Raw genomic sequence first — 20,542 nt, 5'->3', positions numbered from 1 at the left:
TTATCCGGGGTAAACCGTGATGATGTCGCCGTCATAGCTCAGGGCACCGGTATAGAGATAGCCCGGAACATCCTGAATGATATTGAGGCCGATAAGATGTCGGCTGGCAGGCTTTGCATCAGCAATAAGCCGCTCCATTTCGTAATACATTTCTTCGGTGATGCCGGTTTCCAGCACGCCAATGTCCAGGCGAAACGTGCCTGCCGGGTCGTTGGTTTGCCACCACTCCGTCACGTTGATCAGATAGCCAAGTGGCTCCACCACGCGGCGTACTGCGCCGATCGTTCCTTTGTGTGCATGGATAAACCATGCATTGCGGATAACATCGCGCTTGGTGGCCTCCGGCCAGTTTTCATCCCAGCGATCAACCGAAAACGCCCACGCCAGCCAGGGCAACAGATTTGCCGGACAGGTGTCGGCATTCCAGAGGTGACGAAGCGGGACGGGGGTATTCTCAATGTCGGCACAGGCGCGCGCCGCCGCGACCTCAAGCGGCGACGACCCCACCGGTAACAATCGGGCATTACTCATCGTTTCCCCCAACGGTTACGCTGTACTGGCTGCACCATGAGGCCTGGGTTTCATCAAGCACAATATCGGCCGCAGGCGCGGTCAGTTCGACGCGTTGTACACCCTCAACATGCAGTGCAGCGTAAATGGCGGACTTACGAATATCCCGCCCGAGCCGGTGCTGTGCCGTTATATAGGCCTGCAGCCGGGCCCTTGCCGCGTTGAGTACTGGCTCGCTTTCGGGACCTGGGAAGAGAAAAAGAGAAGCCGCAATGCGGTAGTCGACAATGCTGGCGGACTGGACGGTCACACGATCGGCAACGGGCCTGACGTCCTCATCGTTCAGCGCGTTGCGCACAATGGCCAGCAGCTCTTCAGACGCCACGCCGTTATTCTCCCGGGACAGCACGGAGACGGTAACGTTCGCAGGCTGAGGACTGATGACAGAGATGTCCGCTACCCGGCCATCCGCGCTGCGACCATGGAACTGATAAGCCCCCGTCGATCCCGCCACGCTCAGCCCTTCCGGGGCTTGCTGGATGCGCAAACGAAAGTCGGTGTCAGACTCCATCACTGCCGGCGTGGGCGGAAACGTCATGTCGTCGGCAGGCGTTATCACCAGACGCGCAAGGTTAGCGTTAGCACCAAGCTGGTCGAGATCGCTACCGGTGGCGTAGGCCAGCATGACCGCACGCGCGGCCTCGTTAACGCGCTGGCGCCAGATAACTTCCCGATACGCATTCTCCTGCAGCAGTTTCACAATCGGCTCTGACTCAAGCGTCAGCGTTCGTGCAATTGCCTCCTGCTCTTCTTCGGGATAGAGCGAGACAAAAGTGGCCTTTCGTTCTGCCAGCAGCGTTTCGTAATCCACCTCCTCCACGACATCCGGCGCGGCGAGCTGGCTCAGATCAACAATAGCCATAGCGTTTAACTCAATGAAATAGTGATAGAAAAGGAATGTCCGGAGGTCTGGCGGGTGCCGGTGAGATCGACATACAGCGTCCCGTCATTCTCCGAACGTTCGAAAGTGATGGCCGTCAGGCTGATCCGCGGCTCCCATTTCTGGATAGCGGAGTAACATGCGGCCATGATTTGCAGGCGCAGCGCCGGACTCTGCGGCCTGTCGATCATTGCCGCCAGCAGTGAACCGTACTCGCGGCGCATCACCCGCGAGCCAATCGGCGTGACCAGAATGTCCCGCACGCTTTGTCTGATATGTTCAGCCTTTGAAATGCTGAGCCCGGTCTGACTGTTCATTCCCCTGTAGCGCACCGTCATTGCGTCCCCTTAGTCCAGCTTCCGCCGCTTTGCACACTGCCGTGAGCATGGTTGTCCACCTGCACCCCATTGGAGGTGAATTTACCGCCGGAATGCTCAATATTGCCGGCCATTACCCCGCCCTTCTGCACTTCAAGAGAGGCGGTAATTAGCTTGTTGGTACACACCACCTCAGGTGTATCCAGGGTGATGCGCGTCTCAGACTTCACCAGGACCACCGGTACGGTGGCGGTGAGTGATTCAGAGGCTGTGATGTCAGCCGTTTTAATGCCTGCGGCCATGAGTGCTCCGCTCCCGGGCTCGTACTCGATAACTGCCCCATCAGGGAACGAGACGTGGAGTGCGTCAGGGGAACCTGACGGCGCCGGGTGGTCATCGGAAAAGATACCTGGCAGCACGAAGGCGGTATCAAGCTCACCGCCGATGGCCAGCAGCAGCACTTGTTCTCCCTCGGACGGTGCCCACCACACGCGCGAACGGCCGGCGCGACAGGTCAGCCAGTTCAGCCAGGTGGTTTTCATCCCTCCGGACTGGACGCGGCAGAGCCCTCTGTTGAGGTCAACATCGGTGACAACACCGATACGAATCAGGTTACGGATCGCGCGAGCGATACCGTGCATGGAAGTGAGTGTATTCATGAGAAGAGAATGCCCTTCAGGGGGATCGGCAGCAACGAGACGGGGTTTTATGCGGGATGAAACAACAATCGTTCACGCTGATGGCTGGACAGCCATCAGCGCGGTGAACTTACGCTTTCCACTGACTGACCAGTTCACCGTTGATGTACAGCTCCAGCGGACGTGTGACGGGCTCTGGTAACGGCGGCTCCGGGGAATAGGTGGCATGCAACGTTCCCTGCTCCTGCGAAACAAGAATGCGCTCGGTGAGCTGCAGGCTAAAGCTGATATTCGCCGTACCATCGTCGTTGATGGTGACGCCAAAGAGAAACCCGTTTTTTCGCCCGTCATCGAGGGTAAAAATATCTGGCTGGTTATCACGCAGCCAGGCGAGTACCGGGACGAAGACCCCCTCGCTGTCGCCGGCGAAGCTACTGATATTCGCTTTCAGTTCATACTTTTTTTCAAAGGAGAGCGAGGACGCGAGGCGGGCGTCAATATTTCCGCTCCCCACCGACATCTGCAGATGATCAGGGTGAGCGTTCAGTTGAGGAACGGCGTCAATTAATGCCTGACGCAGGCTGTTGAGTTTGTGCATCGAGTTTATCCTGACAGTCTTTTATGGTTTCGACCTGCAGCGCGCAGGCGATAAGGGCATGCTCAAGCCGACGAATATCAGCACTGAGATCGCCGTTGGTGATGGGCTCACTGCCCGGCATCGGACAGGCGCTCACCTTCGGGCAGGCGTTGTAAACAATGTGCTGCGGAGGCGCAGGCGGCGCGGGTGTGCAACCTGCGCACAGCATCAGGCAGCTGAGCGTTATACCAGCGGCGTAACTCTTCATTTTCATTTACCCATTTCCCGATAGCCGCTTCGCGTCGTGCCATCTCCTCGCCGACGGCAGCAAGATCCTCGCGGAGCCTGACCTGCGCATCTTCGTTCGACCTGGCAATCCGCTGTGCTTCGGATAACTGCTGAAGCAGCGTGTTGATAGTGTTTTTTTGATCGCGGGCGATCTGGTTGGCTTTAGCAAGAGAGCGGGACAGGTTCACGTTGTCATGACGAAACCACAGCGTGATGGCCAGCAGAACAGCCAGTACCAGCAGGAGAGGTTTCATGGCATCCCCTTCAGGCACCAGGCCTTCTCACGAGCTCGACGGTTTTCCAGTCCGGCATTTTTGACCCCATTGACGTACACCCAGCGGGTAAGCTGATTGCACGCCTGCGGCCACTGTTTACGCTTTATGAATGACACCAGCGTGGAACGGCAGGCAGCCCCTGTTCCAACGTTAAAGGCAAAACTCACCAGCGCATCATAGACACGGGGTGGCATCTCCACCGGTGCGCATACCGCCAGCCGTCTTTCAACGTTCATCACGTCGGCAACAAGGTTCTCTGCCGCCTCACGCTCCGTAATTTCCCGTCCCGGCACGACGCCTGACGTATGGCCAATGCCTGATGTCCATACGCCCGCACTGCAACGATAAGGCGACAGGCGACACCCTTCGAGATCAGCAATGAGCGCCAACCCCTCCGGTGAGATGTTCAGTAACCGGAAGTCAGGCATCAGCACCGCCAGGGCCAGTACGCCCGCGGCACTGCAACGCTTAATGATTGAGTTCACGAATACTCTTCTTATCGAGTCCAAGAGAGGTCAGATAGCGATAGGTTTTCCGCTTAAACCAGTAATTCGTCAGCGCGGTAAAAATGGCGCAGAGGCTTCCCACGTATAGCGCGACTTTTTCAGGAGACATCGCCCCGAACCAGGCCAGCGCTACGGCCAGCCAGTAGGCGATAAACGTGGTGATTTTCTCAAGACTCAGTCCCATAGGTTCACTGATTCTTTAGTCGGTGCGCTATCAACCTCTGGCATGTCTATCGGCGTGCCATGAGGTAAGATGACCCCCAACTCCGCGAGGCCAGAATTGGCGTTCAGAACGGTTTCAACCACCCCTGCCGTGCGCCCATAATAACGGGCACAGATGGCATCAAGCGTGTCCCCCTGCATTGCATAGATTTTCATCAGACGCTCCCAACATCCGGATTTCCAGGTACCGTTGAGTTTCCAGCGCTGGCGCCCTTTTTGCTATTGCTGCAGGATGGACAATCGCGGACACAACAGACTGCCCGCGAGATGGCAGAGGGCCTAGCGCCAGCTCTCGTCTTCCCAGACTTCCCGGAGGATATTGTCCAGCGCTTCGCGATCGGCCTCTCTTTCAATCCCCTGCAACTCCACGCCGGTCATGGATCCTTTTTTGACGGTAACCAGCGTTGACGGAAACACGGATCTTATCCTGCGGGTTAATTCGTCCTGAAACGCCTCCACGACGGACGGACCAATAAGCTGATCCTTATCCAGGGTAATGTTCACCCGCACGCTGGCCTCTTTTTTGATTCTGTCCGGAACGGGTGATGCCGAGAAAACCACGGTAAACGCGTTGTTCCTGATTAAATTTCCTCTCGCAATCTCAGCGATCAAATTCAGGGCAATTTCACGATCTCTTTCCTGACACGTTCCTTCTGTCGTCAGCCGCGCAATCATCTCGACGCGTTCAATCATGACTTGCTCGTTCAACTCTCTGTCCACACAACCTCCACCACGAGATACTGTATAAACATACAGTAGCATGTATTCATAAAAAGAGTGAAGCAAAAAATCAGAACCATGCGAGGTATGTACATGATATCGATGAAGATTAGCGAATCCCTTTGCTTATCAGATGCGTTAAATACCTTATACGTTCAAGGATTTTCCGGGCCTTTTGCTGATAAGACGGTGCCGCAGGAAATAGCGATCCGTCTGCAGATCCCCGGCACCATTTGTCGTTAAAACGGCTAATGCCCCCCGCCATAAGATGCAGGGCTTCCCCCCGGCTGATCGTTATTCCGGTGGCGAGCCGTATCTCATCAATCACTCTCTCTGCCACTCCGTTCTGCGGATCCTTTTCATAGACAAAGGGAGTCTTTGCAACCGGTCTGGGGAGGGTTATGCGTGCGGCTAACGCGCGTCTCGCACGGCGGCTGAGGGGTTGAGAGACGTCGCTCACCGTACAGTTATTGACAGAACTCCAAGAACGCGCAGCGGTGCCGTTAAGGTCAACGGCCAAATCAACGGCACGCTTCGGCACAATTTTCCACTGCGTGAGCCGGGTCAAAATCGGCGAGCCCGGGCCGAGTGCGGTGTCGTAAACGCCGCGAATACAGACTCGTTCTTCGCCGTACTGATTGTATTCGGCACGGGGCTCATACAGCGTGCGCACCTGCAACGCATCCCGACGAACAAACGGTCCTCCCTGTGCATTGACGTATCCTGCCCAGTCTCCGGCGTCCGCGGCGTCATGCGCTGCCGCAAATTCTACGCTCAGACCGTGTGCGGCCTGCGTATCAGTCAAACGGCGCAGCTCACGGTAGACGGTCACCGGTGCACCGCCGATAAACTGAAACTGACGGATATGCCAGCGCGCCGCCCAGGCCGAAACGGCAGATGCAGTCACTTTAAGCAACTCGCCGCTTTCGTTATCAGTCTCGCCATCAAGGGCATAGCCGTCGATATTCTTGGAGATGTATTTAGCGATATAACCGGTGGCACTGCCCTTTTGCGGGTCTATAGCTTCAGCGTGAAAGCGAGCTTTTCTGGCGTTATCGCTTTGCAGTTCAAAAGCGTCTTCCTCCTGTGTGTATTCCTCCATAATGCGGCGAACGCGCTCAACGTTTTCGGGCAGCATGAACATCAGCATGTGCCAGTGAGGCGTACCGTCATGGTGGGGTTCAGCAACGCGGATGCCAAACAGACGAATCGCCTGCCGGTGGAGTTTTGCCCGGATCCGCGCCCACAGTTTTGTCAGGTAGCTTTGTGTATCCGCAGGGCTCGCCCCGTTCCATTTACCGTTACGATAGCCGGTGTTCAGGGTGGCGTGATATTTCGACGGCGCGGTTAAGGTATAGAACTCGCCCACATAGCCAAGCTCATGGCAGATATTTTCAAACCCGCGGATGCGGGTCATCAGTTCGCAGCGACGTATCGCGGGATTGGCCACCGAGCCATCGTGCCTGGCAATCAGGCTTATACGGTTGCCCTCTTCATCCTCCAGTTCCAGACCTTTAAGAAATTCACGCGTGCGCCGCTTCTGTTCACGCCAGTCAGTGATGCAGCGTTTACTCGCATAGGCAGACTTCTTTTTGCTGACGTTTCCAAGTGCAATCTGCACATGCTCACGCCAGGCGGCCGCCATGCGACGCAGTCGTCCACGCCACCAGTCTTCGGAAAACATGCGGATCACCGCTGGCGCAATGTCCTCTTTGTTAAAGAGTATCTTCGACACGCGCTCCCAGTGAGGAGGCAGTACATTGAACTGGCGGGTGATTAATCCAGCTCGCTGATACCAGACATGAAGGGTTTGAAATTCGCCGAGGCCAGCGTCATTGATATTCGCCAGCTCGGAACGAATAAAGCCAGCGATGTCAGCGGCCAGCAAATCAATATCGGCGCGGGACATATCCGGGAGACGATTGAAGCGGGCAATCAGCGTAACCATCCGCGATGCAAGATATTGCAAAAGCGGCGTGTCGAAGTGTCCACCAAAAACGGCGGTGGAGACGTTACGGTCAACACCTGAACAGGCATACCGTGCAGAGACCTGCTGCAGACGTGGTAATACCCTGTTGCAGAACCGAATCAAAAAGGCATTGGCTCGCAGGCTGCCCTGATGAAGTTCAAGAGCATCAACCGTGCGCCAGACGTCAAAACGCACGCAGTCAGGCTGCAGAGCGAGCGCTTTTCTGGCTTGCCGCAGCGCCGCGAACAGACGGTCGCGACGCTGTAATTGGGGGTGAGTCAGGTAGGGGCTGGCAATAGCCGATCGGGGTTCATTCCACGGATAAGCAAATGACATCACCAACTTATCCTCCCCGGAAATGTTTGTTTTTCAGCTCCGTTATCTCCTGGCAGGTGACGCATAAGGCCACTCCAGGTAACGCCTTTCGCCGCGCCTCGGGGATGGGGATGTCGCATTCCTCGCAGGTAAAACGCGAGGGCGATGCGCATCGCTGGCGGGCGCTATTAATATGACGTTCGCGATCTTCAAGCTCACGCTCCTGCGCCAGATCGATAAAATCGGCCATCAGTGCAGCTCCTGGGATTCGCGTTCGTAACGGGCAGCCTCGTGACACAGCAGTTCCGCTGCGTCTTCGCCACACATTCCGGTCTTATAGATGTGACTGGCTAATGCCTCCAGCCGCAGGGAGACGGCGAGTGCGAGTGCCCTGCGCTCCTCCATCTTCGCCTGCACCAGCAGGTGCTGGAGTTCCTCGCGCCCGTTCAGAAAAGTGCGGTTTTCGCTATTTCGCATCACTCATTCTCCTTAATTCAGGCAATAAAATGCCCGGCGGGTTTACGCCATTACGTTTTGGGGTGGATTAAAGCGGCATGGTCAGCCGTTCAGGAAATAAACTCACGACTGCACGGAAATGATTCATGGCTCCGATAAGCGCTCTTTTCTCCTCAGTCGTCAGCTCGTTGATACCGCATTCGTGACGGGCGGCGGGTAATTTAGCCAGGAAAAAGATGGCCGCCAGCGCCCTGTTATTCTCCTCAAAACTGGGATCGCGCTTATCACGCATCTCGGCCAAAAACCGCGCCAGCGCTTTCTCGTTATCGCCCCAGTACCTGGCACGCAGTTCGGCCACGTGATTAAGCCCGGAAAGACGTGCCCCCACCTTGAGTGGGACCGTTGCACGTGTCGCTTCTATTGCCATAACGACCCTCGCGTTGATTCACACTGTGTGAATTACTCACCCGTAACGGGCTGAAAACGGGATTGGCCTACGCGTTACGCCGCTTTCCAGCGCAGCGAACTGCGCCAGCCTAACGACAGGGCTGGCACTTTGATGATTGCGATTTCAGAAGCCATGTTGCATGATTCCCATTTTGATAATGTCTGCAATCATTAGCCTCTGTTTGCCAACGTCTGCCGCTGATTGCCCGAATTCGCATTGATACTAATACCCAATTGAGTATTAGTAAATACCCAAAGGAATATATTTTGATTTTAGATTCTCAAGTGAATAATGAAGAGTTACTCGATAGAATCTGTCAGGTATATGGTTTTACCCAAAAAATCCAGCTGGCCCGGCACTTCAATATTGCCGCCAGTTCCCTTCAGAACCGCTACGCGCGCGGCACCATCTCCTACGACTTCGCGGTACAGTGTGCACTGGACACAGGGGCCAGCCTGCGCTGGTTGATGACCGGACAGGGTGCCCAGTTTGAAGGTAACCCTGCGCCTGGCGATCCCGTTGCGGTTGTCACATTCACTCTCAGTGATGGTCAACTGGAAGAAAATTCCACTTTGAGTATCGATTCACATCTCTTTAGCAAACCGCTCACTCGCGGTATCGCAGTCCGGTCTGAGGCAAAGCTCCACTTTGTTGAAAAAGGGGCGTCATTAACCGACGGGCTATGGCTGGTTGAGATTGAAGGCACCACCAGTCTTCGTGATTTAACCCTGCTGCCGGGGAAAAAACTCCACGTCGCGGGCGGCAAAGTTCCCTTTGAATGCGGTATCGATGAGATAAAAACACTGGGCCGTGTGGTGGGCATCTACAGCGAGGTGAACTGATGACGGTACATATGGTTCGTATGGCATCTTTCGATTTCGCTATGCAGGGCATTCAGCCTTAGGTATTCCTTCAGGAATGGCAGAACAAGAACCGGGGCCAACGCTCCCCCGCCAGCCTTTCGGCTTCCTGTTCGTGCCACTCTTCTTCACAAACCCTAAAAACTAAAGAAATCCCCCATCGCGCCGATCATCATCCGTGTGTATTATTTCCTGTAGCGTTTACAACAATTAACCTTAACTCAAATACTTAAGCGCCAAAGCGAAAGGCATCATGAGCACACCGATCAAACGGCTAGAAATCATAAAAAATGCGATTGAACTGGAAGACGACGACATCATCCAGAGCCAGCTGACACGGCTGAAAAATGAAGCGTTTGACGATGAGCTACAGGCAATCGTCGCGGCGCTTGAGCAGAAAAACTATACCGTGGCCATGGCGGCGATCGCTGCCTGGCTACAGGGCCAGCGCGCCATGACGCAATGGCGTGACCCGCAGGTGGCGGCCAGCAAGATGGAGCTAAAAGCGCTGGAAGAGCGCCTCAGGGATTTGATTGACCGTCGCAATGCCCGCGTGCAACAGCTCGATGAATTCAACGATCTCTATTTCTCACGCCTCGGACCGCTGATGCAGCAGATCCTCGCCCTGCGTAAAACGCTGGCGGAGCTGAACCTGCGACGTCAGCAGGCGGAGGCGCGTCGACGTGAGGAAGATTACCGTCGCTGCCAGCGCTATATGGCGCAGGCGGTGGAAGTGCTGGCGATACTGACCCAGCGCTGGCGCGATCTGCCTGCGGATTCCGTACAGGCCGCCGAGGCGCGTAAGCAACTGCAGCAGCAAAGCAATCTGATTGCTAACCTGCTGGCCGAAGCGCTGGAACTGGAGAGTGGCTTAACGCGCGAAGAAGAGCCTGCACGTCAGGCGCGCGACGAGGCCAATGAAGAGTACGAGAAATACCGCGAGCAGCATCACGATGCCGAAATGCGTCTGCGTAAAGGCAAGAACCTCTCCGAGGAAGATCAGAACGAACTGAAGCGTCTCTGGCGTCAGGCGAGCAAGCTCTGCCATCCGGACCTGGTCGCTGACGATCTGAAAGAAGAAGCCAACGCGATGATGGTGCAACTCAACCAGGCCAAACAGCGTGGTGACGTTAAAGCCATTCGTTCGCTGGTGGCACGTCTGCAGCAGGGCTTTGAGCCGCTGATGGCCAGCGACAGGCTGAACGATCTGGAACGCATCCGCAAAAAAATGGCGCAGGTTCGCGAGCAGATTGACACGTTAGTGAACGAGCTGGCGGAGCTGGAGAAAGAGGAGTCCTGGCTGCTGGTCTCGTCGCTGAGCAATATGGAAACCTACTTTGCCCAGCAGGAGAAGGCGCTGCACGACGTTCGCGCCTCGCTCGAACATCAGGTGAGCGAAGCGCAGCTGGAGTCCGCAGCCTGATTATTTAGCATGCCAGTATGCACTGGCACGCACCAGTTGCTGGTCGATTGCGTCGGTTTCAAACTGACGGCTCAGGTTTTTCACTACCTTCCCTTCCCCGGTCAGCCAGATAAAATAATCTTCCGCAGGCACCGTCAACGCCGCCAGACGCTCGGCCACCGCCTGTTCGCTGTGGCCGACAACCCAGGTGATGTTGAACGCGCTCAGATGGGCCAGATAGTCCTGATACGACGCATCACCGACCGTCACCACCGCATGAATGTCCGGGCGAACCGGCAGTGTTGCGATGCTTTCCAGGCGACGGCGCAGCGCGGGCATGCCGGATTCATCGCACACATACAGTTGCCAGGCATAATCTTCCGGCACAACAAGCGAACCGCGCGGGCCGCCAATCGTGAGCGTGTCACCCACTTTTGCCTCTGTCGCCCAGTGACTGGCAACGCCGCCATCGTGTATGAAGAAATCGAGCACCAGCTCATGCCGTTCGGCATCGTACAGAGGTGTATAGTCTCGCGCCTGCGGACGCACACCGTCGCCCCAGTCGATACCTTCATCGGTAACAACCGGTGGTACAAAGGTCGCCCCCGGGGCCGGGAAAAACACTTTTGTGTGGTCGTCGAAACCGCGAGAGCTAAAGCCCTCCAGCGCCTCGCCGCCTAAAACAATGCGCTGGAAACCTGCGCTGACACGCTCAACGCGAAGCACGTCCAGCTTGCGAAAACGGAGATCATTACGAACACGTTGTGGGTAACGGGTGGATGTCATGATGAGACCCTTCTCAGGTGAATACGATATATCTAAATCAATTTTAAATGATAATGATTGCTAATCAGCAAGAATGCAAGATCTTTTAGATTGCATCTGAATATATCTAAGATATAGTTTAGATATATCAATTTGAAGGGATGAGTATGCGAAACGAACACGACGGCGGCGGACGCCGACCACGCTTTTTTGGTCACGGCGATCTGCGTCTGGTGATACTGGATATCCTGACCCACAACGCGAGCCATGGCTACGAGTTGATCAAGGCGATCGAGAACATGACGCAGGGGAATTACACCCCAAGCCCTGGCGTTATCTACCCGACCCTCGATTACCTTCAGGATCAGACCTATATCACCATCACCGAAGAAGAGAATGGCCGCAAGAGAATTGCGATTACCGTGGCCGGTCAGCAGTGGCTGGATGAAAATCAGGAGCAGCTGGCGCAAATTCAGGCGCGTATCAAAGCGCGCTCCGTCGGCTTCCAGCTGAGAAAAAACCCGCAAATGAAGCGGGCTCTGGATAACTTCAAAGCGGTGTTAGACCTGAAGGTGAACCAGGGCGAACTCAGCGATGCGCAGCTTAAGCAGATCATCGGCGTGATCGACCGCGCAGCGCTGGAGATCTCCCAGCTGGATTAAGCCAGTACGCGATCGCTCACGCGGAAGACGCGGACAAGGTCTTTCAGGTGCATCGCCTGTTCGTTCAGGGACGCTGCTGCCGCGACAGACTCCTCCACCAGGGCGGAGTTCTGCTGCGTGGTGGCATCAATCAGGCCGATCGCGCTGTTAATCTGCGAGATCCCTTCCGTCTGCTCATGGCTGGCCTGGCGGATCTCACGCAGAATGACGTCCATCTCTTCCACGTTGCCGACCATACCGTTAATCAACTCGCTCGCTTTCTCGACCAGGTTCATCCCGTCCTGCGTCTGGCTGGTAGAACTTTCGATCAGCTGGCGAATTTCACTGGCAGATGACGCACTCTTCTGCGCAAGCTGACGCACTTCGCCCGCCACCACCGCAAAACCACGACCGTGCTCGCCCGCACGTGCTGCTTCCACCGCCGCGTTCAGCGCCAGAATGTTGGTCTGGAAAGCGATGGCATCGATCAGGTCGATGATGTCGGACATCCGGTTAGAGGTCTCGTTAATCAGGCGCATTTTGCTGGTGACCTGCTTCATCATCTCGCCGTTGTTTTTGACCACCATGGCGGCGTCCGCCGAGAGGTGAGTTGCTTCTCCGGTGTGTGAGGCGGTGTTTTTTACCGTCGCCGTGATCTGCTCCATCGAGGCAGCGGTCTGTTCAACAGAGCTGGCCTGCTCTTCAGTGCGCGCGGCAAGATCCTGGTTCCCCGCGACAATCTGCGCGGCGGCAGTCGAGATATTCTCCGAACCGGTCTGGACCTGCTGCACAATGTCCAGCAGACGCGTTTTCATCTCCATCAGCGCATGCAGCAGCAGGCCGGTTTCGTCTTTACCGTGCGGCGTGATGCTGCCGGTCAGATCGCCTTCAGCAATGGCTTTTGCAAAATCCACCGCCTCGCCCAGCGGACGCGTGATTGAGCGCACGATAAACCAGCCAATCAGGCTGCCGGTCGCGACGCTAAAGAGCGTGATCAGGATCAGCAGCAGGCGGTTCGATTTGAAATCGCCCTCGACCTGCACTCCTGCGCTTTGCATTTCCTGGTTCTGAATCGCGATCAACGCCTGCACGTTGGCTTTATAGGCCTGCTGTAGCTTCAGGGTGTTGGTCATCATCTCCTGAATAGCGCCCGCCCGATCGTTATTCTGCACCGCCTGCAAAATGCGATAACGCGAGTCCAGATACTGCTGACGCACGCCGCGTATCTCAGCAAGAACCCGCTGTGATTCAGGATCCTGCAGCGCAGTATTCAGCTCGCCGAGGATCACCGTAATCTGTTCGCTGATCGCTTTTAGACGCTGCTGTGACTGCGCTGTATACGTTCCCTGTTCATCCAGTAACATCAGCTGCTGAGTGCCAATAAATTCCTGGAAGTTGTCGATTAACTGGTTCGCTTTTACCGTGGTCGGATAATCACGGGTAATGATGGATTGCATTCCGTTGTTCGCCCGGTTCAGGCTTAGCAAGGATAAACTCGCACTGACCACCATCAGGACAATAAAGAATCCAAACGCCAGAAATAATTTCGTGCCGATCTTTACGTCATGTAAGAACATATTTTCTCCATCGATGTGATTATTTCTCAGACGATCACCGTTATCGGTAACGAAACCGCTAACTTTATGACTTTGATCGTTTTTTTATTTCATAACCACAACAATGGATAGGTGTAGGCTATTAATATCCGTAAATCGATCGTTACGTCACCCTCTGATGAGGCATTTTCAAAATAGCATCGGGAAAAACGGACTTAGGCTGGGGTAAATATCTGATGTGCTTTCTTTAGTTACTTAATATAAAGTTAACAATAAAAGACATTAATAATTACATTCAGAAAAAATAAAGCCGCTTATTCCTGATGAAATAAACGGCTTTCTGGAACCTTACTGGCTCAATGGAGCACGGTTACCGCATCCTTAAGACGCCCGGCGCGATGCTTCACCATTGCGGATATGTGGGCACTTTCCTCAACCAGATCGGCATTTTTCTGCGTGATGCTGTCCAGCTCGGCCACCGCACGGGTGAGCTCTGACAAGCCGGTAGCCTGTTCAGAGGTGGAGTGGCTGATCTGCGCGATAAGCTGCGTCACGTTTTTCACCTGCTCGACGATATCATCCATTGTACGACCGGCGGCATGAACCTGATCAGAGCCGGACTGCACCTTGCTGGCGCTGGCATCAATCAGCTTGCGAATATCGTTGGCTGCACTGGCGCTACGGCTGGCGAGATGGCGCACTTCGCCGGCGACAACCGCGAAGCCTTTCCCCTGCTCACCGGCTCTTGCCGCCTCCACCGCCGCATTCAGCGCCAGAATATTGGTCTGAAACGCGATGTCGTTAATAAGGGAGGTAATCGAGCCAATCCGCTGCGTGCTATCCGCGATGTCATCCATGGTTTTCACCACCGTCTGCATCGCGTTTCCGCCTTTGGTCGCCGCGCTGCTGGCGGCCACTGACAGCTTGTCCACTTCGGCGGCGGTTTCTGAATTACTCTGCACGGAGGCGGCCATCTGATTCATTGTCGCCACGGTCTGCTGCACATTGGCCACGGTCTGACGCGTCCGATCGTTCAGATCTTCATTCCCCTTTGCCAGCCTGTCGCTGCCATCACGCACGCTCACCACCTGGCTTGACACATCGTTAATCAACCAGCGGCACATCAGCCCCAGCTGCCCTACCGCACGCAGGGTCAACCCCAGCTCGTCGCTGCGGTTCAGGTGCTGCACGCTGTTGCGCTCGCCGGTGGCGACTTTCAGCGCCTGACGCGCCACGTTTTCGATCGGACGAACAATCTGCTGCTCGAACAGCAGCGTGCCCAGCAGCATGACTACCGCGGCGGCAGCCAGCGGGTACGCACCCGCTGAGGTGCCCACCAGCGTGATAGCCAGCACCGCAAACAGCCCTGCCATCACGCTGCGCACGCGCCAGCGCAGCGGCATTGCCGGAAGTTTCCCCAGCCAGCCTTTCCTTACCACCAGTCCTTTATGAATACGTTTCTTGCAGCGCCCGTCATTCAAAGCACGATAGAGCGGCTCCACGCCAGCAATCTCTTCTGCCGTGGCTTTGGTGCGAATCGACATATAGCCCGTCACCTGCCCGTGACGCACCATCGGCACCGCATTGGCGCGCACCCAGTAGTGGTCGCCATTTTTACGTCGGTTTTTGACAATGCCGCTCCACGGCTCGCCCTTTTGCAGGGTGTACCACATATCGGCAAACGCCGCTTTTGGCATATCGGGGTGGCGCACCAGATTGTGCGGCTGGCCCATCAGCTCATCAAGCTGATAGCCACTCACCTGCACAAAGGTGTCGTTGGCGTGGGTCAGGTAACTGTGGATATCGGTGGTCGACATTAAGGTGGTGTCATCGTCCAGAGGATATTCATTCTGGGTGACAAAGGTTGGAGCGGACATCGTGAGCATCCCTTGCAGGTTATTTGAATGTTAATTTTGTGGATTAATGTTTTTTCGGCGGTAAAGAATTTATCTTTAGTTGTTAAAGTTGATAGAGATCGCAGATTTCACTTAAACCGCACTTTTTGTGAGATTTTATAATTCATTGATTTCAAATACTTTCACAGAGAAATTACCTGCAGAGTATGACGCGTTAACGCCCACTTAAGTCGCAGCGTCTGCACTCTATAAGTGCAATTGCCTCTTGTTCGCACCTCCCCAGCCTTTTCCGCCGTACCGCTAAATCCCGTATCGGTTATATCGGCATGATTAAATTTTGCGCAACATAATGTTAACCTGGTGTTTATCCTGATTTTCGTTAAGGCATCTGAAGTGGCGTAATCCCTGCAATACTTAATCCAGTATCATGTGATACGCGATCCCCGGGAGCACATTTTGAACAGGTTACCTTCCAGCGCCTCGGCTCTTGCCTGTACCGCGCACGCACTGAATCTCATTGAGAAGCGAACGCTTGATCATGAGGAGATGAAACAACTTAACCGAGAGGTCATCGATTACTTTAAAGAGCATGTCAATCCAGGGTTTTTGGAGTATCGCAAATCTGTTACCGCCGGCGGGGATTACGGAGCCGTAGAGTGGCAAGCGGGAAGTCTTAATACGCTTGTCGACACCCAGGGACAGGAGTTTATAGATTGCCTGGGTGGTTTTGGCATTTTCAACGTGGGGCACCGTAATCCAGTTGTGGTTTCCGCCGTACAGAATCAACTTGCGAAACAACCTCTCCATAGCCAGGAACTGCTCGATCCACTTCGCGCTATGCTCGCGAAAACGCTCGCGGCCTTAACGCCCGGCAAACTGAAGTACAGCTTCTTTAGCAACAGCGGCACGGAATCGGTCGAAGCGGCGATTAAACTCGCCAAAGCGTACCAGTCGCCGCGCGGCAAATTCACGTTTATCGCCACCAGCGGCGCGTTCCACGGAAAATCCCTGGGCGCACTGTCGGCTACCGCCAAATCTACCTTCCGCAAACCGTTTATGCCGCTGCTGCCGGGCTTCCGCCACGTGCCGTTTGGTGACATTAGCGCTATGCGCACCATGCTGAGCGAATGCCGTAAAACCGGCGACGACGTGGCAGCGGTGATCCTGGAGCCTATTCAGGGTGAGGGTGGCGTGATCCTGCCCCCGCAGGGCTATCTGCCTGCTGTGCGTCAGTTGTGCGATGAGTTTGGCGCACTGCTGATCCTCGACGAAGTCCAAACCGGGATGGGGCGTACGGGCAAGATGTTTGCCTGCGAGCATGAGAACGTCCAGCCGGACATTCTCTGTCTGGCAAAAGCGCTGGGCGGCGGCGTGATGCCGATTGGCGCGACGGTGGCAACCGAAGAGGTCTTCTCGGTGCTGTTCGATAACCCGTTCCTGCACACCACTACGTTTGGCGGTAACCCGCTGGCCTGCGCGGCCGCGCTGGCGACCATCAACGTGCTGCTGGATCAAAACCTGCCTGCACAGGCGGAACAGAAAGGCGATATGCTGCTGGACGGTTTCCGCCAGCTGGGCCGGGAATATCCGGATCTGGTGCAGGATGCGCGGGGTAAAGGGTTGCTAATGGCCATTGAGTTTGTCGACAACGAAATCGGCTACAGCTTCGCGAGCGAGATGTTCCGCCAGCGTGTCCTGGTTGCCGGAACGCTCAACAACTCGAAGACCATTCGCATTGAACCGCCGCTGACGCTGACGGTTGAACAGTGTGAGCAGGTGCTGAAAGCGGCGCGTAAAGCGCTGGCAGCCCTGCGGGTAAGCGTGGAAGAAGCGTGATATCCCCTCCCCCTCCTGACGGAGGGGGCGTTTTTAGCGGTGAAACTCCGCCACCGTCATGGTAAACCGCAACACATTTTCGCCCTCATTCGCGTAGCCGTGTGCCGCTTCCGTTTTCGCCACCGCCGAAGCGCCTGCCGCCACCTGCGTCACCGCCTCTTCGACCGTCAGGGTCAATCCTCCCTCAGTGACATGCAGCAGCTCAAACGTTCCCGCCGGATGCCCCGGTGAGGTAAAACGCTCCCCCGGATGCATCACCCACTGCCAGAGTTCAATCATATCCGGGCCAGACGTGCCCGCGAGCAGCCGGGCATATCCGCCCTGTGGGCCCTGCCACAGAACCGGGATCGCCGCTGCTTCTATGACGTGCACCCGCGGCTCGCTGGAGACGTTTACGATATCCGCCACCGAAACGCCCAGCGCGGCAGCCAGCTTGCAGAGAATGGCAATGCTGGGATTCGCCGCCCCTTTTTCAATCTCCACCAGCATGCCTTTGCTGACGCTGGCGCGGCGTGAAAGCTCATCCAGCGACAGTTTTTTCTCTTTGCGCCAGTTGCGAATGCGGGTGGCGACGGCCAGGCTTACCTGGGCGATATCGGCACCCGAATCGGTCATTATATTGACTTTATCAGTCATTGGTCACTACCATAGTATAAAACAGTCAATACAGGATTATTTATGTCTCTCGTTACGCCGTCAATAGACCCGCGTCTTGCCGGGATTGCCCCCGGCTTTCGGGCGCTGAGCATTCTGGTTGAAGCCGCCCCGATAACCCAGCCGGACGTGGCCTCTGCCGCGCTGGCACAGGCCTGCCAGCAGGTCCTCACTGATGATGTCGTCTGGGCGGAAGCGCACCTCAGCGCCTGGGATGACGTGTTCAGGGCATTTGGTGCGAAACCGAAACGCACGCCCTGCTCGGCATCGGCCCTGCGTAAGCGAGTGCTGAAAGAGGGCGCACTGCCCCCGCTCGATCCAGTGGTCGATATTTACAATGCCATCAGCATTCGTTACGCCATTCCCGTCGGGGGTGAGAACCTTGCCGCTTATGCAGGCGCACCGCGTCTGACGCTTGCCGAAGGTAATGAACCGTTTGATACCCTGAAAGAGGGCCAGCCGGTTATCGAATACCCGGATGCGGGCGAAGTTATCTGGCGCGATGATATCGGCGTCACCTGCCGTCGCTGGAACTGGCGCCAGGGCGTGCGTACACGTCTCGATAGCCAGGCGCAACACATGTGGTTTATTCTCGAAAGTCTGCCGTCGATGCCGTTATCGGCGTTGCAGGAGGCTGGCGATGAGTTAGTCAGCAACCTGCAGCGGCTGATGCCGGGCTCCACTGCTCACCTTCAACTGATTGAACTCTAAAAGGATAAGCGGATGTTTCACGGGTTAAGCGCATTCCCTCTGACGCCATTGCGAGAGGGGAAATTTGATGAGCAGGCGTTTGTGCAGTTGCTGCGCCCGCTGGTGGATGCCGGTGTCGATTCGCTGGGGATCCTCGGTTCGACGGGCAGTTACGCGTATCTGACGCCTGAAGAGCGCACGCATATCACCCGCTGTGCCGTGGCGCATGCCGACAACATCCCGGTGAGCGTAAGTATTGGCGCGCTTCGCCTCGACGATATTCTCCGTCTGGCGGATGAGGCGCAAAGTGCCGGCGCCCGCGGGGTGTTACTGGCCCCCGTGTCGTACCAGCGCCTGACGGCAGAGGAAGTGTTTACCCTGTATGAGACGGTGACCCACCGGATCTCTGTTCCGCTGTGCATTTACGACAACCCGGCCACCACCGGGTTCGAGTTTAACGACGATTTGCTGTATGCCGTGGCGGCGCTACCGAACGTCAAATCCGTCAAGCTCGGGCGCATACCGGACGATATCGCCCACATGCGCGCCCGTCTTCCTGAAAACGTCACCCTGGGCATCAGTGGCGACTGGCGGGCGGCGTCAGCCCTGCAGGCCGGGTTTGATGTCTGGTATTCGGTTATCGCAGGGCTCTATCCGCAGACGGCACTGGCGATTGCACGAGCCAAAGACACCGCAGCCTCTGACCGGCTGGCACCGCTGTGGGCGCTGTTCCGCCAGTACGGCAGTTTGCGGGTGATGGCCGCAGCAGCAGAAATGTCAGGGAAAGTGGCCGCGCCTGCACTGCCGTTCCCGCTTGCGTCGCTGAGCGGGAAACCGCGCGAAACGCTGGCGGCGATCCTGGCGGAACTGGCCCTCGCCTGAGCATCGCCGGGCTAGCGTAAGCGCTACCCGGCGGTCTGTTACGCCGGCAACAACCCGACAAAACTGCGTTTTTTGCGCGGCTCTGACATCAGGTCCTCAAGCTTATCCACGCAGGCCAGATAGTGCGGGGTTTTCTTGTGCGCCAGCACCGCCTCTTCATCCTTGTAGGCTTCGTAGATAAAGAACCGGGTTTTCACGCGCGGATCCTGTAAAACATCAAAGCGCAGATTGCCCGGCTCCTGAATCGCCCCTTCGTGGTTAGCGCGAAACACCTCCAGAAACTCATCGACCCGCTCGGGTTTGATGTTGATTTCCACTAATGTCACGTTCATTTTGCTTCTCCCTGTTTCTCTTCCTGCCAGAACTGGAACGCGTCCCGCGCGCTCATGTTCTCATGTACCACTTTTTTCACCGCTTTCAGCATGGCCAGCGGGGCGCTGGACTGGAAGATATTGCGGCCCATGTCAACGCCGGACGCCCCCTGGTCAATCGCCCGCCAGCACATCTCCAGCGCGTCGTGCTCCGGCAGCTTTTTGCCTCCGGCAATCACGATCGGCACCGGGCAGCTGGCGGTTACTTTTTCAAACCCTTCGTCGACATAATAGGTTTTGACGAACTGCGCCCCCATCTCGGCCGCGATACGGCTGGCAAGCGAGAAATACCGCGCGTCGCGCGCCATCTCTTTGCCAACGCCCGTCACCGCCAGGGTCGGCATGCCATAGCGCGCACCGGCATCCACCAGTTTGATGATGTTGTTGATCGACTGATGTTCAAACTCACTGCCGATGTACACCTGCGCCGCCACCGCGCAGACGTTCAGGCGCAGCGCATCTTCCATCGCCACCGCCACGCACTCGTTGGAAAGTTCCCCTAAAATCGAATTGCCGCCGGAGGCGCGCAACACGACGGGTTTATTGGTGGCGACAGGCACCTGGCTGCGCAAAATACCGCGGGTGCACATCAGCACGTCGGTTTCCCCGAACAGCGGGGCGATAGAGAGATCGATACGCTCAAGGCCGGTCGTCGGTCCCTGGAAATAGCCGTGGTCAAAGGCCAGCATCACCGTGCGGTTGCTTTTTGGGTTGAAGATGCGCGCCAGCCTGGACTGCATTCCCCAGTCCAGCGAGCCGCATCCCTTCAGGGTAAACGGCACGTTCTGCTGCGGTGTGCCGATGCCAAAATCTTTGCCGTCTTTGATGTCGTCTAAATCAGCCATTTG

The 20,542-nt window shown here is 56.1% G+C and carries 27 protein-coding genes; 6 read left to right on the top strand and 21 right to left on the bottom strand.

Going from position 1 to position 20,542, the window contains the following annotated elements; genetic code table 11:
• The 15 genes from BH714_RS20450 to BH714_RS20385 all read right to left on the bottom strand — a co-directional run bounded on the left by BH714_RS20450 (position 1) and on the right by BH714_RS20385 (position 8,160).
• The gene (locus tag BH714_RS20450; RefSeq protein WP_040018803.1) at positions 1-531 is read right to left on the bottom strand and encodes a phage tail protein I; all 531 of its coding nucleotides are present in this window, start codon (positions 529-531) and stop codon (positions 1-3) included.
• Positions 524-1,432 carry a baseplate assembly protein gene (locus BH714_RS20445; protein ID WP_040018802.1) on the bottom strand — a complete coding sequence of 303 codons (909 nt, stop codon included), beginning with the start codon at positions 1,430-1,432 and terminating at the stop codon, positions 524-526. Before BH714_RS20445 ends, BH714_RS20450 begins: the two co-directional genes overlap by 8 nt.
• Positions 1,433-1,437: 5 nt before the next feature.
• A complete protein-coding gene (locus BH714_RS20440) occupies positions 1,438-1,788 on the bottom strand; it encodes a GPW/gp25 family protein (protein ID WP_040018800.1) in 351 nt (116 codons plus the stop codon).
• Positions 1,785-2,426: a phage baseplate assembly protein V gene (locus tag BH714_RS20435; RefSeq protein WP_032678996.1), complete on the bottom strand. Its 642-nt coding sequence runs from the start codon at positions 2,424-2,426 to the stop codon at positions 1,785-1,787. Before BH714_RS20435 ends, BH714_RS20440 begins: the two co-directional genes overlap by 4 nt.
• Positions 2,427-2,535: 109 nt before the next feature.
• Complete coding sequence (locus tag BH714_RS20430) at positions 2,536-3,003, bottom strand: phage tail protein (protein WP_032678998.1); 468 nt, start codon at positions 3,001-3,003, stop codon at positions 2,536-2,538.
• The gene (gene lysC, locus BH714_RS23890) at positions 2,966-3,211 is read right to left on the bottom strand and encodes an Rz1-like lysis system protein LysC (protein WP_072126476.1); all 246 of its coding nucleotides are present in this window, start codon (positions 3,209-3,211) and stop codon (positions 2,966-2,968) included. The genes BH714_RS20430 and lysC overlap by 38 nt, the downstream gene beginning before the upstream one ends.
• On the bottom strand, positions 3,111-3,524 hold the full coding sequence (gene lysB, locus BH714_RS20425) for an Rz-like lysis system protein LysB (protein ID WP_025202971.1): 414 nt from the start codon (positions 3,522-3,524) through the stop codon (positions 3,111-3,113). Before lysB ends, lysC begins: the two co-directional genes overlap by 101 nt.
• Positions 3,521-4,030, bottom strand: coding sequence for a lysozyme (locus BH714_RS20420; protein ID WP_040018798.1), 510 nt, complete (start codon positions 4,028-4,030; stop codon positions 3,521-3,523). Before BH714_RS20420 ends, lysB begins: the two co-directional genes overlap by 4 nt.
• Positions 4,014-4,235: a phage holin family protein gene (locus tag BH714_RS20415; RefSeq protein WP_014171693.1), complete on the bottom strand. Its 222-nt coding sequence runs from the start codon at positions 4,233-4,235 to the stop codon at positions 4,014-4,016. Before BH714_RS20415 ends, BH714_RS20420 begins: the two co-directional genes overlap by 17 nt.
• Positions 4,226-4,429: a tail protein X gene (locus tag BH714_RS20410; RefSeq protein ID WP_020883600.1), complete on the bottom strand. Its 204-nt coding sequence runs from the start codon at positions 4,427-4,429 to the stop codon at positions 4,226-4,228. The genes BH714_RS20415 and BH714_RS20410 overlap by 10 nt, the downstream gene beginning before the upstream one ends.
• A 123-nt stretch (positions 4,430-4,552) precedes the next feature.
• Positions 4,553-4,993 (bottom strand): DinI-like family protein, encoded by a 441-nt coding sequence (locus BH714_RS23885; RefSeq protein WP_020883599.1) that lies wholly within the window; start codon positions 4,991-4,993, stop codon positions 4,553-4,555.
• 109 nt (positions 4,994-5,102) lie between these two features.
• Positions 5,103-7,298, bottom strand: a complete 2,196-nt coding sequence (locus BH714_RS20400) for a replication endonuclease (protein ID WP_040018796.1) — start codon at positions 7,296-7,298, stop codon at positions 5,103-5,105.
• 7 nt (positions 7,299-7,305) lie between these two features.
• Complete coding sequence (locus tag BH714_RS20395; RefSeq protein WP_020883597.1) at positions 7,306-7,527, bottom strand: TraR/DksA family transcriptional regulator; 222 nt, start codon at positions 7,525-7,527, stop codon at positions 7,306-7,308.
• Positions 7,527-7,754, bottom strand: coding sequence for a DUF2732 family protein (locus tag BH714_RS20390; RefSeq protein ID WP_040018794.1), 228 nt, complete (start codon positions 7,752-7,754; stop codon positions 7,527-7,529). The genes BH714_RS20395 and BH714_RS20390 overlap by 1 nt, the downstream gene beginning before the upstream one ends.
• Positions 7,755-7,821: 67 nt before the next feature.
• Entirely contained in the window at positions 7,822-8,160 is a 339-nt protein-coding gene (locus BH714_RS20385) for a DUF5347 domain-containing protein (protein ID WP_040018793.1), read from the bottom strand.
• A 287-nt stretch (positions 8,161-8,447) separates the two neighbouring features.
• Between BH714_RS20385 and BH714_RS20380 the strand changes: the two genes are divergently transcribed.
• Both BH714_RS20380 and BH714_RS20375 read left to right on the top strand, forming a co-directional pair.
• Positions 8,448-9,023, top strand: coding sequence for a phage repressor protein CI (locus BH714_RS20380; protein ID WP_020883595.1), 576 nt, complete (start codon positions 8,448-8,450; stop codon positions 9,021-9,023).
• Between the two features lie 271 nt (positions 9,024-9,294).
• The gene (locus BH714_RS20375; protein WP_040018792.1) at positions 9,295-10,464 is read left to right on the top strand and encodes a coiled-coil domain-containing protein; all 1,170 of its coding nucleotides are present in this window, start codon (positions 9,295-9,297) and stop codon (positions 10,462-10,464) included.
• On the opposite strand, the gene BH714_RS20370 is transcribed toward BH714_RS20375, so the two are convergent.
• Positions 10,465-11,229: a siderophore-interacting protein gene (locus BH714_RS20370; RefSeq protein ID WP_032680231.1), complete on the bottom strand. Its 765-nt coding sequence runs from the start codon at positions 11,227-11,229 to the stop codon at positions 10,465-10,467. It abuts the gene before it with no gap.
• 146 nt (positions 11,230-11,375) lie between these two features.
• On the opposite strand from BH714_RS20370, the gene BH714_RS20365 reads away from it, so the two are divergent.
• Entirely contained in the window at positions 11,376-11,870 is a 495-nt protein-coding gene (locus BH714_RS20365; protein ID WP_032679005.1) for a PadR family transcriptional regulator, read from the top strand.
• Here the strand turns inward: BH714_RS20365 and BH714_RS20360 are convergent.
• Entirely contained in the window at positions 11,867-13,426 is a 1,560-nt protein-coding gene (locus BH714_RS20360; RefSeq protein WP_040018791.1) for a methyl-accepting chemotaxis protein, read from the bottom strand. The genes BH714_RS20365 and BH714_RS20360 overlap by 4 nt on opposite strands.
• Positions 13,427-13,761: 335 nt before the next feature.
• Positions 13,762-15,282, bottom strand: coding sequence for a methyl-accepting chemotaxis protein (locus tag BH714_RS20355; protein ID WP_040018790.1), 1,521 nt, complete (start codon positions 15,280-15,282; stop codon positions 13,762-13,764).
• A gap of 435 nt (positions 15,283-15,717) precedes the next feature.
• Here BH714_RS20355 and ygjG point away from each other — a divergent pair, with 435 nt between their 5' ends.
• Entirely contained in the window at positions 15,718-17,097 is a 1,380-nt protein-coding gene (gene ygjG, locus BH714_RS20350) for a putrescine aminotransferase (protein ID WP_020883590.1), read from the top strand.
• Between the two features lie 33 nt (positions 17,098-17,130).
• Here the strand turns inward: ygjG and BH714_RS20345 are convergent, their stop codons facing one another.
• Complete coding sequence (locus tag BH714_RS20345) at positions 17,131-17,733, bottom strand: helix-turn-helix domain-containing protein (RefSeq protein WP_032680228.1); 603 nt, start codon at positions 17,731-17,733, stop codon at positions 17,131-17,133.
• Positions 17,734-17,775: 42 nt separating this feature from the next.
• Between BH714_RS20345 and BH714_RS20340 the strand changes: the two genes are divergently transcribed.
• The gene (locus BH714_RS20340) at positions 17,776-18,462 is read left to right on the top strand and encodes a B3/B4 domain-containing protein (protein ID WP_032680227.1); all 687 of its coding nucleotides are present in this window, start codon (positions 17,776-17,778) and stop codon (positions 18,460-18,462) included.
• 12 nt (positions 18,463-18,474) lie between these two features.
• The gene (locus BH714_RS20335) at positions 18,475-19,323 is read left to right on the top strand and encodes a dihydrodipicolinate synthase family protein (RefSeq protein WP_040018788.1); all 849 of its coding nucleotides are present in this window, start codon (positions 18,475-18,477) and stop codon (positions 19,321-19,323) included.
• Between the two features lie 38 nt (positions 19,324-19,361).
• Here BH714_RS20335 and lsrG read toward each other — a convergent pair whose 3' ends face one another.
• Positions 19,362-19,655, bottom strand: coding sequence for a (4S)-4-hydroxy-5-phosphonooxypentane-2,3-dione isomerase (lsrG, locus tag BH714_RS20330; RefSeq protein WP_020883586.1), 294 nt, complete (start codon positions 19,653-19,655; stop codon positions 19,362-19,364).
• Positions 19,652-20,539 carry a 3-hydroxy-5-phosphonooxypentane-2,4-dione thiolase gene (gene lsrF / locus BH714_RS20325; RefSeq protein ID WP_014171710.1) on the bottom strand — a complete coding sequence of 296 codons (888 nt, stop codon included), beginning with the start codon at positions 20,537-20,539 and terminating at the stop codon, positions 19,652-19,654. The genes lsrG and lsrF overlap by 4 nt, the downstream gene beginning before the upstream one ends.
• Between the last annotated feature and the right edge of the window lie 3 nt (positions 20,540-20,542).

This window comes from Enterobacter ludwigii (assembly GCF_001750725.1).
Taxonomy (GTDB): Bacteria; Pseudomonadota; Gammaproteobacteria; order Enterobacterales; family Enterobacteriaceae; genus Enterobacter; species Enterobacter ludwigii.
The sequence above is the reverse complement of the archived record's forward strand: the minus strand, read 5'-3'. Positions and strand labels throughout refer to the sequence as shown.

What these genes read in the sequence shown, in the direction of transcription:
- BH714_RS20440 (WP_040018800.1), bottom strand. Translation starts at nt 1,788, where the DNA reads ATGACGGTGCGCTACAGGGGAATGAACAGTCAGACCGGGCTCAGCATT.
- BH714_RS20385 (WP_040018793.1), bottom strand. Translation starts at nt 8,160, where the DNA reads ATGGCAATAGAAGCGACACGTGCAACGGTCCCACTCAAGGTGGGGGCA.
- BH714_RS20365 (WP_032679005.1), top strand. Translation starts at nt 11,376, where the DNA reads ATGCGAAACGAACACGACGGCGGCGGACGCCGACCACGCTTTTTTGGT.
- BH714_RS20370 (WP_032680231.1), bottom strand. Translation starts at nt 11,229, where the DNA reads ATGACATCCACCCGTTACCCACAACGTGTTCGTAATGATCTCCGTTTT.
- lsrF (WP_014171710.1), bottom strand. Translation starts at nt 20,539, where the DNA reads ATGGCTGATTTAGACGACATCAAAGACGGCAAAGATTTTGGCATCGGC.
- BH714_RS20450 (WP_040018803.1), bottom strand. Translation starts at nt 531, where the DNA reads ATGAGTAATGCCCGATTGTTACCGGTGGGGTCGTCGCCGCTTGAGGTC.
- BH714_RS20355 (WP_040018790.1), bottom strand. Translation starts at nt 15,282, where the DNA reads ATGTCCGCTCCAACCTTTGTCACCCAGAATGAATATCCTCTGGACGAT.
- BH714_RS20400 (WP_040018796.1), bottom strand. Translation starts at nt 7,298, where the DNA reads ATGTCATTTGCTTATCCGTGGAATGAACCCCGATCGGCTATTGCCAGC.
- BH714_RS20395 (WP_020883597.1), bottom strand. Translation starts at nt 7,527, where the DNA reads ATGGCCGATTTTATCGATCTGGCGCAGGAGCGTGAGCTTGAAGATCGC.
- BH714_RS20435 (WP_032678996.1), bottom strand. Translation starts at nt 2,426, where the DNA reads ATGAATACACTCACTTCCATGCACGGTATCGCTCGCGCGATCCGTAAC.
- BH714_RS20390 (WP_040018794.1), bottom strand. Translation starts at nt 7,754, where the DNA reads ATGCGAAATAGCGAAAACCGCACTTTTCTGAACGGGCGCGAGGAACTC.
- BH714_RS20345 (WP_032680228.1), bottom strand. Translation starts at nt 17,733, where the DNA reads ATGACTGATAAAGTCAATATAATGACCGATTCGGGTGCCGATATCGCC.
- BH714_RS20360 (WP_040018791.1), bottom strand. Translation starts at nt 13,426, where the DNA reads ATGTTCTTACATGACGTAAAGATCGGCACGAAATTATTTCTGGCGTTT.
- lysB (WP_025202971.1), bottom strand. Translation starts at nt 3,524, where the DNA reads ATGAAACCTCTCCTGCTGGTACTGGCTGTTCTGCTGGCCATCACGCTG.
- BH714_RS20340 (WP_032680227.1), top strand. Translation starts at nt 17,776, where the DNA reads ATGTCTCTCGTTACGCCGTCAATAGACCCGCGTCTTGCCGGGATTGCC.
- BH714_RS20430 (WP_032678998.1), bottom strand. Translation starts at nt 3,003, where the DNA reads ATGCACAAACTCAACAGCCTGCGTCAGGCATTAATTGACGCCGTTCCT.
- BH714_RS20415 (WP_014171693.1), bottom strand. Translation starts at nt 4,235, where the DNA reads ATGGGACTGAGTCTTGAGAAAATCACCACGTTTATCGCCTACTGGCTG.
- BH714_RS20375 (WP_040018792.1), top strand. Translation starts at nt 9,295, where the DNA reads ATGAGCACACCGATCAAACGGCTAGAAATCATAAAAAATGCGATTGAA.
- BH714_RS20335 (WP_040018788.1), top strand. Translation starts at nt 18,475, where the DNA reads ATGTTTCACGGGTTAAGCGCATTCCCTCTGACGCCATTGCGAGAGGGG.
- BH714_RS20445 (WP_040018802.1), bottom strand. Translation starts at nt 1,432, where the DNA reads ATGGCTATTGTTGATCTGAGCCAGCTCGCCGCGCCGGATGTCGTGGAG.
- lysC (WP_072126476.1), bottom strand. Translation starts at nt 3,211, where the DNA reads ATGCTGTGCGCAGGTTGCACACCCGCGCCGCCTGCGCCTCCGCAGCAC.
- BH714_RS20410 (WP_020883600.1), bottom strand. Translation starts at nt 4,429, where the DNA reads ATGAAAATCTATGCAATGCAGGGGGACACGCTTGATGCCATCTGTGCC.
- lsrG (WP_020883586.1), bottom strand. Translation starts at nt 19,655, where the DNA reads ATGAACGTGACATTAGTGGAAATCAACATCAAACCCGAGCGGGTCGAT.